The organism is Pseudomonas sp. LBUM1648 (assembly GCF_059716145.1).
In genome coordinates, this window is record NZ_CP166808.1 from 2,622,935 (window position 1) to 2,637,050 (window position 14,116).

Consider the following 14,116-nt stretch of genomic DNA (forward strand, 5'->3'; position numbering starts at 1 on the left):
CATCAACGGAGCCTAGTACCCTGGAAAGTACTGGCTTTTGTATCAGAAGCCTAGCTTATCGGTAATGGCCGCACAGTTCTTGACTCATCGGGTGTCAGCGAATCAAGTTCTCGTAGAAGTTATCTTGCAAGTTTTGCTGGAAATGAATGCTTTGCAAGAAACCTTCAAGTTGGCGGAAGTCTCGATTATCTATGTTTTTTTGTAAATTATATAAGTGCTGTTCTATTTGTTCATAGCTGTCCTCCATTAGTTGGAGCGCCCGGGAGAATATGCCGGCATTTCCCCAGGCGATAATGATTTTCTTTTTTTGCAGTTTGCTTATTTGTTTTTTAATCAATGTCTCTTTTGCGAGAATCATCAGGAAGGACTTTGGGCCGCCTTCAAGGTCGGGGGCGAAACCTTTCTTTTTGAAATGAGGGATGTGATTGATGTCGCAGTAGTCGTTGATGAAGCGGTAGTAAACCGCTAGCTCCAATAACATTTTTTTCAACTCAAGATAGCAGTGCCCGGGTAGCGGATTAATGTGCTGGCAAGCTTCAAGGATGAAAAGGAAGAAACACCCGGTATTGGTTTCAGCGATAAATCGGTATTCGTCCAGTGTGGGTAACATCGCTCCTTCACTGATCTGTGTGTCGAGATACTGGCCAATGTGCAATGCCTCCAGACTTTCCAGCCCCGCCTTCACCAGTGCAATGTTTTGCGTGTGACACAGCTTCTGCAAGCCATCAATGTATCCATACATACCTGAGATAATCGCCGTGGCAACACCATACTGGACCCAGACCGACGGCGCTCCGCGACGAACCCGATCCTCGTCGACGATGTCGTCGTGTATCAGGGAGGCGGTATTGAAGCGCTCGACGCAGTGACAAATAGCCTGGGTCTGATCGCGGTCGATTCCATACAGCGCAGCCAGTGCATGAGTCAGGGAAGTCCTGACTTTCATGCCAGCATGTTGTTCCTGATAGTTGAAGGGCATTACCCAGCTATGTTTGGCGGCTTCGTATTGCTGTATGGACATCGGGCGCATAATGGTTTCCGTCTTCCGACCCGTCCATGGGGGCTGATGTATAAGTCGATGTCTTTTGCACCATAGCGTTGACCTCTAGCCATTGCGAGACTGTTTAAAGAATTATTTGTTATAGATTTTTCCGGATTGCATTCTATGACAGGTATAGGCATTGTTGTGACGAACGGCGGTTTGTATCTTTGAGTTTTTTTTATATTCAACTAGCGTTATTTAATATCGATTGCTTGCATTCAGGTTCTCGTTCGTACTATTTCCAGTGTCGAGGGTGTGGCGAGGTTTATCGTGGAACAACTCATTCTTGTCGATCAGCAGGACAATATCGTCGGTCATGCAGGGAAAATGGAGATTCACGAACGCGGCATTTTGCATCGCGCCTTTTCAATATTTATTTTTGATATTGAGGGTCGCCTGCTGTTACAGCGCAGAGCGCTGGGCAAATATCATTCGCAAGGACTTTGGACCAATACCTGCTGTGGCCATCCGCGATGGGGTGAAATCACCATTGACGCGGCCAATCGAAGGCTGCATGAAGAAATGGGGCTGGCGTGTGAAGCCCTGGCCGAAGTTCATGCGTTTATCTATCGAGCCAGCGTCTCCCATCAACTGACAGAGCATGAATACGATCACGTTTTGGTCGGTTTCAGTTCGTTTGACCCTTTGGCCAATCCCGAAGAGGCACTTGATTGGAGGTGGGTGACGCTCGCCGATCTTGAACGGGACCTGGAGGCTCGTCCTTCGGTGTACACCGCTTGGTTTCAGATGATTGTTCAACAGCAAGGTATTGCACGTATTCAGGCATGGAGCGACTTATCGAGAGCTTGCGTATTACCCAGGGCGGGTCTGCTCGCCCTGATTGACTCGCCCGCTGATCTGCGTCGTCTGCATCGATCAGCATTACCTCGATTGGCTGAGGAATTGCGTATGTTCGTCTTGAAAAGCGTGGCTGCAACTGGCGGTCATCTCTCGGCAAATCTAGGGACGATTGAGCTAACCATCGCCTTGCACTACGTTTTTCAAACACCTGCTGACCGTATCGTCTGGGATGTTGGACACCAAGCCTATGCGCACAAGATTTTGACTGGTCGCCGCAAAGCGATGGCCGGGATCAGGCAGCGGGGTGGCATTTCTGGCTTTCCTCGCCGCCAGGAGTCTGAATTCGATTGCTTTGGCACTGCTCATGCCAGTACTTCCCTGTCAGCCGTACTAGGCATGGCTGTCTCTGCACAATACAAGGGTGAATCAAGGCACTGTATTGCGGTGATTGGCGACGGGGCGCTGAGCGGTGGGATGGCATTCGAGGCGTTGAACAATGCGGGAATGCACACGCACCTGCCCTTGCTAGTCATTCTTAATGACAACCACATGTCCATTTCCAAGCCGGTCGGCGCTTTGTGTGAGCACCTTCAGGTGTTGGCTCGCAGCGAAGGCAAGCAGGCAATTTCCGGTTTTTTTCAGGCATTGGGTTTTGACTATTCAGGACCGATCGATGGGCATGATCTCGATCAACTGGTTTCAGCCTTGCGCGTGTACGCCAAGCGCCCAGGACCCAGAGTGCTGCACGTTGTCACCCGCAAAGGTTACGGGTATGCGCCTGCGGTTCATGACCCGGTGCTCTATCACGCACCGGGAAAGTTTGATCCTGCATGCGGATTCAAGGTCGGGAAAACTTCGCTTCGGACTTATGCGGACGTCGTTGGGCAATGGTTATGCGAGGTCGCCGAGTACGACTCGCGAGTGATGGTCATATCCCCGGCCATGTGCGAAGGCTCGGGGCTTGTCGAGTTTCAGCGGCGCTTTCCGGGTCGGTGTTTCGATGTCGGGATTGCCGAACAACATGCCCTGACTTTTGCCGCAGGTTTGGCAGTAGAGGGACTCAAACCGGTGGTGGTGATCTACTCGACCTTTCTGCAGCGTGCCTACGACCAATTGATCCACGACATAGCGATCCAGCATTTGCCAGTCGTATTGGCTATCGACAGGGCTGGCGTCGTTGGGGCGGACGGTGCAACGCATACCGGAGCCTTTGATATTGCTTATCTGCGCTGTATTCCCGGCTTGGTGTTGATGGCGCCGGCGGATGAAAACGAGTGTCGACAGATGTTGAATACCGCGCTCATGCACGATGGGCCGGCTGCAGTGCGATATCCAAGGGGGCGGGTTGTTGGTGTTCCCGATGGAGAGCCATTGGCAAGCCTTCCTGTAGGTCGAGGTGAGGTTTGTCGTTTGTCCACGCACCTCGATTACCCGAGAGTTGCCATCCTTGCTTTCGGTTCAGTTGTGGCTGCTTCTCTGGAGGCTGCAATAACGCTGGATGCGACCTTGGCCAATATGCGGTTCATCAAGCCACTGGATCATTCCTTACTGGATGAACTGGCGCGTGGTCACGATGTGCTGATTACTGTCGAGGAGGGTTGTATCAAAGGTGGCGCCGGCTCGGCGTGTCTTGAGTATTTGAACAGCGCTGGCTTGTTCCGTCCAACCTTGCAACTTGGATTCGAGGACGACTTTATCGAGCACGCCACACCGGAAGAAGTCCTTCAGCAATGTGCGCTTGATGCAAAGGGTATTGCGCTTTCAGTCACGAAGTTTCTAGGACAGCCAAATCTCAACCCCCACGTTTCCCTCCGCCATGAGAAAAATCCACGAGGTGCACTGTGACCTACTGCCTCCCTCCCTGTTTACAGGGGCTTGAGATTACATTAAGCCCTCTGAGTGAAGAGGCCGAGCAACATACTCGTCAGTGGCTCAAAGGCCTTGGGCTTGAGGCTTCCGCGCGTGCGACGCATCAACTTGATATCTATCTTCCAGGCAAATACGGGGGCTACATGTGGCCCGATGCTGAGCGTGAAGATTTGTATATCCTTTCTGATCTGACGGGTTGGTTCAGTCGCGTGGATGACTTGGCTGACGAAGACCTGAGCCGATCACCCGAAGCACTGGAAAAGGTACTGCGCAAGGTGCATGACGTTGCGCTTGGTGGGGCTTTTCGGACGTGCGAAGGGTTGGCAGGGGGACTGGCAAACATCATTGCTCGGGCAGGGTTGTCCATGACCGAGCAATGGAGATGTCGGACGCTCGATCAATACACCAGCTACATTCACGCCTGTATGTGTGCTGCCGTTCATCGAGTTGAAGGAACTCAACCGATGCTTGATGATTATGAAAGCATCTGGCGCAACGCTGGCGGTTTTCAGGTTTGTTTCGAGTTCACCTATTTTGCAACCCGGATCGAGCTTCCCTCGGCGGTCTACTACAGCACGCCATGGCAGACGCTTCGCAGGATTACCCTGAACTTAATGAAGGCGGTCAATGATCTTCTGTCATTCCGCATTATGGAAAATCCCGACGAGGATGTTTACAACCTGCTGACCCACCTGCGCCATCATCAAGGCTTGAGCCCTGATCAGGCGGCGACTGAAGTGAGGCAACGGATCGAAGCATGGGCCTTGATGTTTTTCGATCTTCAGGCGCGGCTGCCTGATGAGCTGGATCGATTGGGCTGTGATGTGGTCATTCGCGAGCAGGCCGTACAGTGCGCCGAAGCATTCAGGGTGCAATGGATCGGCAACATTGGTTGGCATCTGGCAGTACCTCGTTATCGCGAGGTACGGTTTCGGCCTGATTGATACTTACCTCGCAGGAATGCCCACTTGTGGAAGCCAACTTTCTGGTTCCCGCAAGAGGGCGTGAAGGTTTGAACGCTTACGCCACCACTCGATAACACGGCACATACGCCGCGCCGCCCGGCAGTTTCATCCGGTGCTGGGCGACGAAGGCTTTGAGCAGAGCATCCAGCGGTTGCATGATCACCGCATCACCACGGATCTGATACGGACCGTGTTCTTCGATCAGGCGAATACCCTTGTCCTTGACGTTGCCGGCAACGATCCCGGAGAACGCCCGGCGCAGGTTGGCCGCGAGTTCGTGCGGTGGCTGGTCGCGGTTGAGTTTCAGGTTGGCCATGTTTTCGTGGGTCGGATCGAACGGACGCTGGAAGCCTTCGTCGATTTTCAACAGCCAGTTGAAGTGGAACGCATCGTTGCGCTCGCGGCGGAACTGCTTAACGGCTTTCAGACCCTGAGTCATCTGGCGCGCGACTTCAGCCGGGTCGTCGATGATGATTTCGTAGTGCTGCTTGGCCGCTTCGCCGAGGGTGGCGATGACGAAGGCGTCGAGCTGCTCCAGATACGGTGCGGCATGTTTCGGCCCGGTCAGGATCACCGGGAACGGCAGACCGGCGTTATCCGGGTGCATCAGGATGCCCAGCAAGTACAGGAACTCTTCAGCGGTCCCGGCGCCGCCCGGGAAGATGATGATGCCGTGGCCAACGCGGACGAATGCTTCCAGGCGTTTTTCGATGTCCGGCAGGATCACCAGCTCGTTGACGATCGGGTTCGGCGCTTCGGCGGCGATGATGCCTGGCTCGGTCAGGCCCAGGTAGCGACCGCCATGTATCCGCTGTTTGGCGTGGGCGATGGTCGCGCCCTTCATCGGGCCTTTCATCACGCCGGGGCCGCAGCCGGTGCAGATGTCGAGGCTGCGCAGGCCCAGTTCGTGGCCGACTTTCTTGGTGTATTTGTATTCTTCGGTGTTGATCGAGTGGCCGCCCCAGCACACGACGATCTTCGGCTCGACGCCCGGGCGCAACGTGCGGGCGTTGCGCAGGAGATGAAAGACGTAGTCGCTGATGCCTTGCGAGGTGCTCAGGTCGATGCGTTGGCTATCGAGTTCGTTTTCGGTGTAGACGATGTCGCGCAGGGCGCTGAACAGCATTTCCCGGGTACTGGCGATCATTTCGCCATCGACGAAAGCATCGGCCGGAGCGTTCAAGAGCTCCAGGCGCACACCGCGATCCTGTTGGTGAATGCGGATTTCGAAGTCCTTGTAGGCTTCGAGGATGGTCTTGGCGTTATCGACATGGGCGCCAGTGTTGAGGATGGCCAGGGCGCACTGGCGAAAGAGGGTGTAGGTGCTGCCGGATCCGGCTTCGCTCAGTTGCTGAACTTCACGTTGAGAAAGGGTTTCCAGGCTGCCTTTAGGGCTGACCGAGGCGTTGATTACGTGTCGTTGGGTCATGCAATGATCCTTAAAACGATGTCATCCCCAAACCAGGCGAATGGCATCCGAATAGTGTGTATCCATGAATGAAGATGGCACGATCTGCGCTGTACCGCCATGTCCCCGTTGATTGGTGAAAAGATGAAAAGGAGCCCCAGCATAGCTAAATCCTTGGTAGAGGCGATAATGCGCGGGCCAGTTTTTTCCGTTGCCCTTTTTGTCATTCAAGGAAGTCAGTCGTGATGTTCGAGATTCAGCCGATGGACGCCGTTACTTTTCGCCAGCAGACGCGGCGCAGCACAATGATCATCGCCGTGCTGTTCCTGGTGCTGGCGATGTTGTTTTCGACGGTGGCGGTGGCACTGTTTGGCGAGCCCGGCGGCGATAACCTGCGCTTCAATGTCGGCGGAGTGTTTGCGGCGTTCCTGCTGACGGCGGCTTTGTTGCGCGGGCGCTTCTGGAATCAGACCTGGATGGCCCCGGCTGTTTATAGCTGGCGGCTCAAGCGCAATCTTATGAGCGTCACCAATGTGATGCATCAGGTGACGGCGGCAGTGCAGAAAAATGATCCGACGGCGATGAAGGTATTGCGTTTCTATCACTTGGGACTGACGCAGATGCATGAGCTGGACGGTAACTCCAGCGATCATGCGCAACTGCACCGTGAAGTCGAAGCGCACAAGGAGCGGATGCAGGCGCTTGGTTTTGATATCGATCAGCCACGCCTTGATCCGGCGTGGCTGGAAGTTCTCAAGCAGACGTCTCGTTAGTCTGTATCAGACAAAAACCAGTGAGCGGTGAGTGCCGGCTCCCGCGCGTGCGCCATCACCTACCGAGACGGCAACCGAACCGGCGGCGAGCGCTGCGTCACCGCATGCAAACGCGCCCGGTATGCTGGTCTGTTGCATGGCGTCGGTTTGAATGAACGGGCCCATCGGACCGTCTTCAAAAACACAGCCCAGTTGCTCGGCCAACGGGCTGGCCATTCGAGTGCGCGGCATGGCGAACAGACCGGCAACGCTGATCACCCGGCCATCGCTGAGCACTACATCTGCTCGCTTACCGCTGATATGGCTGACCGTTTGAGATTCCAGCGTCACGCCGCGTCGATCGAGTTCTGCCAGTTGTTCGGCGTCCGGCTCGAACACGCCGTTGGTGAAGAAAGTGGTCTGGCCCCAATCCGGCAAGAGCAAGGCGTGGTGGATCGACAGCGGTGACGTCGCCAGCACGCCAATTGCGCCTTGATTCAGTTCATAGCCGTGGCAGTACGGACAATGAAACACGCTTTTACCCCAGCGCTCTTGAAGACCCTCGATGGCGGGTAATTCATCGATGACACCGCTGGCGATGATCAGTCGTCTGGCGCTGGCTAGCTGGCCGGTGGTGGTGTGCACCTGGAAGCCTTGGTCTGTCTGACGTGCTTCCAGCGCGGTATCTGCCAGCCATTGCACCGTCGGATAAGCCAGCAGTTGCGCCCGGGCATCTTGGGCGATATCGCCTGGCGCACGTCCGTCCTGTCCGAGAAATCCGTGGGAAGTTTCGGCAAATCGGTTGCGACGCAGGCCCGAATCCATCACCAGCACTTTGCGTCGGGCGCGGGCCAATTGCAGGCCTGCAGACAGTCCGGCATAGCTGCCGCCGACGATGATGACGTCGTACACCATGATCAAATCTCCGTGTGATTTTCACGGTACACCGTAAGTTACGTGAAATATGCCTGTCAATAGTCTCGTAACTTCAGACATTGCAAGCGATACTCGGCGCGTCTTGGCAAGGGCTTGAAAAGGATCATCGATGAGAAATGACACTCGGCTGTCGCGCATGCTTCACGTATTGATTCACATGGATCGCCACGAAAAACGTGCGACCTCGGAAACCATCGCCGGCATGCTGGGCACCAATCCGGTGGTGGTGCGGCGCACCATGGGCTTGCTCAAGGAGCAGGGGTTCGTGACGTCGGAGAAGGGGCATCAGGGTGGTTGGGCGCTGGCCAAACCTTTGGGGCAGATCTCGCTGTTGGAGATTCATCAGGCGCTGGGCACGCAGTCGATTTTTGCCATCGGCTTGTCGACGGATCATCCGGAGTGTCTGGTCGAGCAAGCGGTGAATGCCGCGCTGACGCGCACCTTCGATGAGGCGCAGGCGCTGTTGCTGTCGAGGTTGGGCGGCATCACCCTGGCGGATTTGGCGGCAGATTTCGATGCGCGCTTCACATCAGTCCGCGAGGGTGAGACAAGTTAAGAGTGTGCAGCGGCTCGGCGAAGTTTCCACGAGCGAATCAACCGCCCGTAGACCAGCAGGTTAACCGCCAGTACCACACTGCCCAGCGCCAGTTGAATCTGCGGGGTGAGCCCGGCGGGGTAGATGATCGGCCAGATGTAATGCTCGATGAAACCGCCGGCGTATTCGGTTTGCCCGGCGGCGTGGCGCATGAGGTTTTCCCAGTAGGTCAGTGGGCAGGTCAGGTGCAACATCTCGACCGCAAAGCCCCACGCGGCGGCGGGTATATGCAGCCACATCAGCCGCGGCCACTTGAGCACCAGCAGCCCGCCGAACAGCACGAACAGAATGAATAGCAAATGAAACAGCACCAGCCCATCGGCTGCGATTCGGTACAGCATGTCGTTTCCCTGACGCGATTGTGAATGGCGCTATGTTACGCGCAGGGCTGGGGCAATTGCGCAAGATTGTTCATGCTTTCCAACGGCATTTGCTGGCAGAGTCTTTGGCTGGTTTCTTCGCTTTGCTGCATTGGTGGTTTTAAGTGGGTCGATGAAACTGTTCTACGCTCTAAGGATGATGATTTCTTCCAAAAGCGAGGTGGGCATGGCAATCGAGCAGACACGTCCGGATGATGATGACGATGAGCCAACGGAAGCTGAGATAGAGGAGCAAAAAAGACGACAAGAACAGACCTGGAAACATGATGACAGCAGAGAGTTGTCGGATCGGGATCAGGAGCGTCCGCTGAAACCCTGAATGCCCCATACAAAAAGCCCCGTATCAAACGGGGCTTTTTTGCATTTTAAAGGTCTTCCAACTGTGTGAAGTCCGGATGTGTTGCCCGATATCCCAAGGTTCTGTCGATCCACGCGTTGAGTTCGTTGACCATCACCGGCGCATGACCGGGATACCCCTCGAGGGTGGTGCGCAAGATACGTTCGATGTCAGGGACTGAACTCAGGTTTCGGGTCTTGATGTAATGGCCGATAAAACAGTCGAGTTGAAAGCGTTCTGTCGTGGACAGATAGACACACTCCAGGCCCTTGGCCTGTTTGATTGCAAAATCGTCGCGCAACTTAGTTCTCTGCAAGGCTTAAAAAGAGTTGTAGGGAATTTCCTTGTTTGTTGACTCTTTGGTCAACTGGTATACCAAATGGAAATGCGGCGCGCATGCTATCCGTAGCGCATCTAAATGTATGTATGACGGTTGAAGTGTCAGACAGGCGGTTAATTCACTCAAACGACTGTTTAGCGGGTTGCTGTTTCTTTGTTGAAACAGTCGTTGTAACGAAACGGAATCACTCTCGGTTGGTGCCTTTTGATAACGCGCCACGGCAAGAAATCTTTAGGCCACTTCATCAATCAAGCCTGCGCCTTGATTGCGTGAATTGCCCACGGCTCTGTCGACCTTGTGCCATTCGAACACCTCGGTTTTTTCACCTTCGAACAACAGCATTTGTTCGGCCCGCTCCAGCGGTGTGGCCGTGTCGAGCCATTCGCGTGCCAGTTCTGCGCAAAACACCACCGGGCGGCGGTCGTGGATGTCGAGCATGCCGCCCTCGCTGTCGGCGGTGATGATCACGAAGCCATCGTCATCCAGTGCTTGCGTATCGGGTGTCGGAAATTGACCGATGCCGGCGCAGAAAACCGGCCCGTGATCGGCCCTACGAATCAGCCAGGGTTGTCGGGTGTGATCCTCTGCATCCACCCACTCAAACCAGTTGTCGACAGGCACGATCAGGCGATGACGCCAGATCGACCGGAAGAACGGCCCGTGGGCAACTTTTTCAACGCGCGCATTGATGGGCGGTGCTCGGTCCTTGGCCCAATGCGGGCGCCAGCCCCAGCGCAGATTTTGCGCATGAACCTGGTGATTGTGTTGCTGAAGGATGGCCAGCGAAGTGGTTGGCGCAGCGTTGTAGTGTGCCAGTGGTGCGTCGCCGACATGGTTGATCAACGCATCGGGAATGCTCAGCACCGCGACGAAGTCGTGAATGCCACGGTATTGCGAGAGTCTTCCGCACATGGGCTGAATCTCCTGTAGGAAATATCAGCTTAGTTGGCTCTCGGTATTTGCAGTGATGAGCTTATGCATTAATCGAATTTAAAATTCGGTAGTTAAGAGCGTTATGGTCTATGCATCCTTCATTTGCAGGACTCGCCATGAAGCTTTCCCGTTTCCTCCGCAACGCGCTGACCGTTGCATTGCTCGCATCGCCTTTGTCCTACGCTGCCGAGCCTGTGGTCCTGCATGTCGGCGACCAGAATTACTACAACATCCGCGCCTCGGTGGAAGCATCGGGCGTGTTGAAAGACGCGCCGTATACGGTGGACTGGAAGCATTTCCAGGCAGCCGCACCGTTGGCTGAGGCCTTGCAGACAGGTTCTCTCGATCTGGGATTCCTCGGCGATTCAGGTTTTCTGTTTCTCGCTGCGAAACAGGCGCCCGTGAAACTGATCGGCGTGTCACGGCAGAACCCGGACACCATCGCGTTGCTGGTGCCAAAGGATTCGCCGGTAAAAACCATCGCTGACCTGAAGGGCAAGAAAGTCGCTTACTGGCCCGGCGCATGGAGCCAGCAACTGACCTTGCGCGCACTGGAGCAGAGTGGTCTGCCAGAGAGCTACGTTGACTTCGTCAAGCTGATGCCGATTGATGCGGCTGCTGCTTTGCCCCAGGGCAGCATCGATGCCTTTCCGGTGTGGGAACCGTACATTTCCCAGCAGATTCTGTTCTCCGGCGCTCGTCCGATTCTGACCGCGAAGAATCTGATGCCGGGGCTTAGTGCGATTGCAGCATCAACACCGTCTGTCGATAGTAAACGTGAGGCGATAGCCGATTTTCTCGGGCGTTTAAAGCAGGCGCGCGCGTGGGTCGATAGCCATACCGACGAGTACGCTGACTTGTGGGCGAAGAAGGCCAATCTTGATCAGGAGGTTTCGCGGCACTGGCTGCGCCAGGCGCACATGACGGTCGGACCGGTCGATCAACAAGCCGCGACCGACCTGCAAAGCACTGCGGATTTCCTGTTTAAAGTTAAAGCGTTGCCGGCACCGCTGGCCACGTCGGGGATTATCGACACCTCGTTCGAGCAGGCGTTGACTCGCTGAACGAGCGCCGGAACCAAACCCTGTGTACCTTATCCAACCTCAGCTCGCAGAACCGAGCGCAGGGATGGATAAGGGCGAGGGAGCTTTGCCGATCGACAATATGACCGCAGTGGTCGGGCTCAAGGCAAAACATGACATCCGGATTCAAGCTTCTTTGTGCGACGGCCATCGTTTTCGGACTGGCAGGCTGTATCGCCGCGCCCATCGAAATGACTGCGAAAACCGAAACACGGCTGAAGGATCAAGCGCCGGTTCGTTTTCTGCTGACGTTCGATGACGGCCCCAGCGCTTCAAGTTTCTGGAACCCATCGGCCACGGTGCTCGACAGTCTGAAGGACAATCCGCTGCAACCGGACATCAAAGCCGTGTTTTTCGTCCAGACTCGTGCGCCTCGGGCCGGTCATAGCGAGATCGGCCGTAGCATCATGCAACGTGAGCACAATGAGGGGCATATTCTCGCGTTTCATACCGCCACTCACTGGCACACCAACCATCGCTCGCTCGACCCACAACAACTCGAAGAGTCGCTGAGCAACGGCACAGCGGACATCGCGGCCATTACCGGAGCGCCGCCCAAGTTGTTGCGCCCGCCATTCTGGAACTACGACAAACGTACTTTCGCCGCCTATCAGCAACACGGGCTGCACGTTTTGTTGACCGATTTGAGTGCCAATGACGGCAAGATCTGGGGTTTCAATGCCAGCCCGCGTCGACGGGCGAACATGCTTCGGCAGTTATCGGAAGTCCGCGAGCGCATTGCCCAAGGCGAAATTCCAACCGTGGACGGGGTGATTCCGGTGGTAGTGACCTTCCATGACCTCAACCGCTATACCGCGCGGCATACGCGTGAATACCTGCAAATCCTGCTTGATAGCGCTGCGGCTACCGGCGTGAGGCTGGCGGACAAGCCGTTCTATGATGACCGCGCTGCATTGGAGAAGGCTGCACTGGCGCGTACTGTTCAGCAAAGCTCTGAGTCGGTGCAGTTGCCGGGGCTCTGGAACTGGATCTGGGGCCATGACGCCCACTGAGAGACAGATGGAATATGTGATCAAGTTGGCGTTTTTCGGGCGAGCGGGGCGGTAATCGCTCATCTATGCTCATCGGATCGATCCCGCGCCTGTGAGGCGTCCGCTCATGCTCGCCATTGCCGACATTTGCCGCATTGTCGAATCCGGCTTCCCTGCGCTGAAGTGCGACTGCACGCAAGTAGGGCAGGGGTTATTGCGGATCAAGGTTTATGAGCCGGACAGCGGGCGCGTCGAGTTACTGCTCAATGGCGTTTCCCCGGAACATCTCGTCACGATCCGTGACATTTCCAATTTCATCGGTGAATTACGCACGGAAATAAGCGCGGGCCGCAGGGCTTTCGCCGGCTGAACCTCATAAACGTCGTTGAAAAGCCTGGACGATGCGCAAGGTCGCGTCGCTGGTATGCAGATTGTGCACGGCATTCAGCGGGTGCCAGATGCAGTCGATGATCTCGTTCTGCGGGCGTGCCTGATCAATATTCAGCACTGAGGCCTCATAGACGTGATGCCGGGTGCTGCCGCTTTGTAGTTCCATCAGGTAAAGCACGTCGTCGGCCTTCAGCCCTGTTTCTTCGCGCAATTCGCGCACGGCTGCATTCGCTCGGGTTTCACCGGGCTCCACTTTGCCTCCGGGCAAAGTCCAGCGGCATCGAGGTTTGCGCACCAGGAGAATGTGACGGTCCTGTTCGCAAATGACGGTTGCTCGTACTTTCATCTGTTACCTGTTAACTGCCTGTCACGAATTGGTAATAAAACTGCAATATTCGAGCCGAGCCATTCTTTAAAGGTTCCTGCAGGAGGCAATAATGAAAAAGCCCCGGTTTACGCCGGGGCTCGTGTTGGGTGGGGCGAGTCAGTATCAGTGGACTTTGATTCGGCTGATGGCGCGCGCCTTCACTTCTCTGGCGTACAACTGCAGTCGCTCTTCATCGCTTTGCAAAACCTCGCAGGATCTCAGGACTGTCTGGGCGTCCGCTTCGTTACCGGACTTGCGCAACTGTTCGGCGATGCGTTTAAGGTCGACTGCCGACCAGCGCAGATCCGATGCGACACTCTGCAGGTCGCGCTGAAGTTCGTGTTCGTATTCGTTGAGCCGCATGATCACCTCCTGAACATTCTCGGTAGAAAAGAGTAGCCGCATTTTTCAGCTGTCGCGCGTAGCTGGTCTGTCATTGGCCTGATCGATGTAAAAAATTGTCCTATGTTCATTGAGGGCGCGGTGCCACGATGGATGTGTACTACGGTTAGGCGTTACATTCGCTTTTTTTGATTAAGGGAACACCATGCGAATATGGATCGGGAGTCTGGCGTTGGCCATGTTGGCGGGATGCTCGCTGCCGACATCGTTGGTGCCGGGTGAGCCCAACGTGAGCAAAACCAGTGACAAGACGCCAAGGGACTATGCCGCTTGTGTATTACCGTTATGGCAACAGGATGTCGCCAAGACCTCGCAGACTTCGATTTCCAACGGCTATCGTATTACTGCGCCAAGCATTATCACGGCTGACGAGATTCTCGATATCGTGAAGTACAAGGACGGTAGCCGCGTGTCGTTGTACCAGGGGCCGCCATGGGCAAAATCCGGGTCGTTGCGCAAATCGGTGCGCGATTGCCTGTAACGCCATTTATGAGCGTAAAAAAAGCAGAAGCCGCATCAACGGTT

17 protein-coding genes and 1 pseudogene are annotated in these 14,116 nt (G+C 55.4%); 10 read left to right on the top strand and 8 right to left on the bottom strand.

Features of this window, described 5'->3' with window-relative positions:
* Positions 1-94 precede the first annotated feature (94 nt).
* Positions 95-1,030 (bottom strand): polyprenyl synthetase family protein, encoded by a 936-nt coding sequence (locus tag ACA043_RS12155; RefSeq protein WP_401265418.1) that lies wholly within the window; start codon positions 1,028-1,030, stop codon positions 95-97.
* Positions 1,031-1,312: 282 nt separating this feature from the next.
* On the opposite strand from ACA043_RS12155, the pseudogene idi reads away from it, so the two are divergent.
* The 3 genes and pseudogenes from idi to ACA043_RS12170 all read left to right on the top strand — a co-directional run.
* A pseudogene (gene idi, locus ACA043_RS12160) lies at positions 1,313-1,795 on the top strand (isopentenyl-diphosphate Delta-isomerase); the annotation flags it as partial.
* A 75-nt stretch (positions 1,796-1,870) separates the two neighbouring features.
* Positions 1,871-3,688: a 1-deoxy-D-xylulose-5-phosphate synthase gene (gene dxs, locus ACA043_RS12165; RefSeq protein ID WP_497659640.1), complete on the top strand. Its 1,818-nt coding sequence runs from the start codon at positions 1,871-1,873 to the stop codon at positions 3,686-3,688.
* Complete coding sequence (locus tag ACA043_RS12170) at positions 3,685-4,656, top strand: terpene synthase family protein (protein WP_497659306.1); 972 nt, start codon at positions 3,685-3,687, stop codon at positions 4,654-4,656. Before dxs ends, ACA043_RS12170 begins: the two co-directional genes overlap by 4 nt.
* A 76-nt stretch (positions 4,657-4,732) precedes the next feature.
* Here the strand turns inward: ACA043_RS12170 and ppnN are convergent, their stop codons facing one another.
* Positions 4,733-6,106 (bottom strand): nucleotide 5'-monophosphate nucleosidase PpnN, encoded by a 1,374-nt coding sequence (gene ppnN, locus ACA043_RS12175; RefSeq protein WP_187680707.1) that lies wholly within the window; start codon positions 6,104-6,106, stop codon positions 4,733-4,735.
* A gap of 224 nt (positions 6,107-6,330) precedes the next feature.
* Here ppnN and ACA043_RS12180 point away from each other — a divergent pair, with 224 nt between their 5' ends.
* The gene (locus ACA043_RS12180; RefSeq protein ID WP_497659307.1) at positions 6,331-6,858 is read left to right on the top strand and encodes a DUF3087 family protein; all 528 of its coding nucleotides are present in this window, start codon (positions 6,331-6,333) and stop codon (positions 6,856-6,858) included.
* Between the two features lie 6 nt (positions 6,859-6,864).
* Here the strand turns inward: ACA043_RS12180 and ACA043_RS12185 are convergent, their stop codons facing one another.
* The gene (locus tag ACA043_RS12185) at positions 6,865-7,752 is read right to left on the bottom strand and encodes an NAD(P)/FAD-dependent oxidoreductase (RefSeq protein WP_497659308.1); all 888 of its coding nucleotides are present in this window, start codon (positions 7,750-7,752) and stop codon (positions 6,865-6,867) included.
* Positions 7,753-7,882: 130 nt separating this feature from the next.
* On the opposite strand from ACA043_RS12185, the gene ACA043_RS12190 reads away from it, so the two are divergent.
* A complete protein-coding gene (locus tag ACA043_RS12190) occupies positions 7,883-8,329 on the top strand; it encodes an Rrf2 family transcriptional regulator (protein ID WP_497617723.1) in 447 nt (148 codons plus the stop codon).
* Here the strand turns inward: ACA043_RS12190 and ACA043_RS12195 are convergent.
* Entirely contained in the window at positions 8,326-8,709 is a 384-nt protein-coding gene (locus tag ACA043_RS12195; protein ID WP_187680704.1) for a DUF2784 domain-containing protein, read from the bottom strand. The genes ACA043_RS12190 and ACA043_RS12195 overlap by 4 nt on opposite strands.
* Positions 8,710-8,860: 151 nt before the next feature.
* Between ACA043_RS12195 and ACA043_RS12200 the strand changes: the two genes are divergently transcribed.
* A complete protein-coding gene (locus ACA043_RS12200) occupies positions 8,861-9,067 on the top strand; it encodes a hypothetical protein (protein ID WP_187680720.1) in 207 nt (68 codons plus the stop codon).
* A 46-nt stretch (positions 9,068-9,113) separates the two neighbouring features.
* Here the strand turns inward: ACA043_RS12200 and ACA043_RS12205 are convergent, their stop codons facing one another.
* Positions 9,114-9,386: a hypothetical protein gene (locus ACA043_RS12205; RefSeq protein WP_187680703.1), complete on the bottom strand. Its 273-nt coding sequence runs from the start codon at positions 9,384-9,386 to the stop codon at positions 9,114-9,116.
* Positions 9,387-9,656: 270 nt separating this feature from the next.
* A complete protein-coding gene (locus ACA043_RS12210) occupies positions 9,657-10,337 on the bottom strand; it encodes an SOS response-associated peptidase (protein ID WP_497617725.1) in 681 nt (226 codons plus the stop codon).
* 137 nt (positions 10,338-10,474) lie between these two features.
* Between ACA043_RS12210 and ACA043_RS12215 the strand changes: the two genes are divergently transcribed.
* From ACA043_RS12215 to ACA043_RS12225, 3 genes are all read left to right on the top strand, one after another.
* Entirely contained in the window at positions 10,475-11,422 is a 948-nt protein-coding gene (locus ACA043_RS12215; RefSeq protein ID WP_401265403.1) for an ABC transporter substrate-binding protein, read from the top strand.
* A 131-nt stretch (positions 11,423-11,553) separates the two neighbouring features.
* The gene (locus tag ACA043_RS12220) at positions 11,554-12,453 is read left to right on the top strand and encodes a polysaccharide deacetylase family protein (RefSeq protein WP_497659309.1); all 900 of its coding nucleotides are present in this window, start codon (positions 11,554-11,556) and stop codon (positions 12,451-12,453) included.
* A 106-nt stretch (positions 12,454-12,559) separates the two neighbouring features.
* Complete coding sequence (locus tag ACA043_RS12225) at positions 12,560-12,802, top strand: DUF1652 domain-containing protein (RefSeq protein ID WP_187680699.1); 243 nt, start codon at positions 12,560-12,562, stop codon at positions 12,800-12,802.
* Positions 12,803-12,805: 3 nt separating this feature from the next.
* On the opposite strand, the gene ACA043_RS12230 is transcribed toward ACA043_RS12225, so the two are convergent.
* A complete protein-coding gene (locus ACA043_RS12230; protein WP_401265397.1) occupies positions 12,806-13,168 on the bottom strand; it encodes an NUDIX hydrolase in 363 nt (120 codons plus the stop codon).
* A 144-nt stretch (positions 13,169-13,312) separates the two neighbouring features.
* Entirely contained in the window at positions 13,313-13,552 is a 240-nt protein-coding gene (locus ACA043_RS12235; protein ID WP_187680697.1) for a hypothetical protein, read from the bottom strand.
* Between the two features lie 184 nt (positions 13,553-13,736).
* Between ACA043_RS12235 and ACA043_RS12240 the strand changes: the two genes are divergently transcribed.
* Complete coding sequence (locus ACA043_RS12240) at positions 13,737-14,072, top strand: hypothetical protein (protein ID WP_187680696.1); 336 nt, start codon at positions 13,737-13,739, stop codon at positions 14,070-14,072.
* Positions 14,073-14,116 lie beyond the last annotated feature (44 nt).

Coding starts and splice junctions, on each gene's coding strand:
- ACA043_RS12155 (WP_401265418.1), bottom strand. CDS start 1,030: ATGCGCCCGATGTCCATACAGCAATACGAAGCCGCCAAACATAGCTGG.
- ppnN (WP_187680707.1), bottom strand. CDS start 6,106: ATGACCCAACGACACGTAATCAACGCCTCGGTCAGCCCTAAAGGCAGC.
- ACA043_RS12180 (WP_497659307.1), top strand. CDS start 6,331: ATGTTCGAGATTCAGCCGATGGACGCCGTTACTTTTCGCCAGCAGACG.
- ACA043_RS12185 (WP_497659308.1), bottom strand. CDS start 7,752: ATGGTGTACGACGTCATCATCGTCGGCGGCAGCTATGCCGGACTGTCT.
- ACA043_RS12190 (WP_497617723.1), top strand. CDS start 7,883: ATGAGAAATGACACTCGGCTGTCGCGCATGCTTCACGTATTGATTCAC.
- ACA043_RS12195 (WP_187680704.1), bottom strand. CDS start 8,709: ATGCTGTACCGAATCGCAGCCGATGGGCTGGTGCTGTTTCATTTGCTA.
- ACA043_RS12200 (WP_187680720.1), top strand. CDS start 8,861: ATGAAACTGTTCTACGCTCTAAGGATGATGATTTCTTCCAAAAGCGAG.
- ACA043_RS12210 (WP_497617725.1), bottom strand. CDS start 10,337: ATGTGCGGAAGACTCTCGCAATACCGTGGCATTCACGACTTCGTCGCG.
- ACA043_RS12215 (WP_401265403.1), top strand. CDS start 10,475: ATGAAGCTTTCCCGTTTCCTCCGCAACGCGCTGACCGTTGCATTGCTC.
- ACA043_RS12220 (WP_497659309.1), top strand. CDS start 11,554: ATGACATCCGGATTCAAGCTTCTTTGTGCGACGGCCATCGTTTTCGGA.
- ACA043_RS12225 (WP_187680699.1), top strand. CDS start 12,560: ATGCTCGCCATTGCCGACATTTGCCGCATTGTCGAATCCGGCTTCCCT.
- ACA043_RS12230 (WP_401265397.1), bottom strand. CDS start 13,168: ATGAAAGTACGAGCAACCGTCATTTGCGAACAGGACCGTCACATTCTC.
- ACA043_RS12235 (WP_187680697.1), bottom strand. CDS start 13,552: ATGCGGCTCAACGAATACGAACACGAACTTCAGCGCGACCTGCAGAGT.
- ACA043_RS12240 (WP_187680696.1), top strand. CDS start 13,737: ATGCGAATATGGATCGGGAGTCTGGCGTTGGCCATGTTGGCGGGATGC.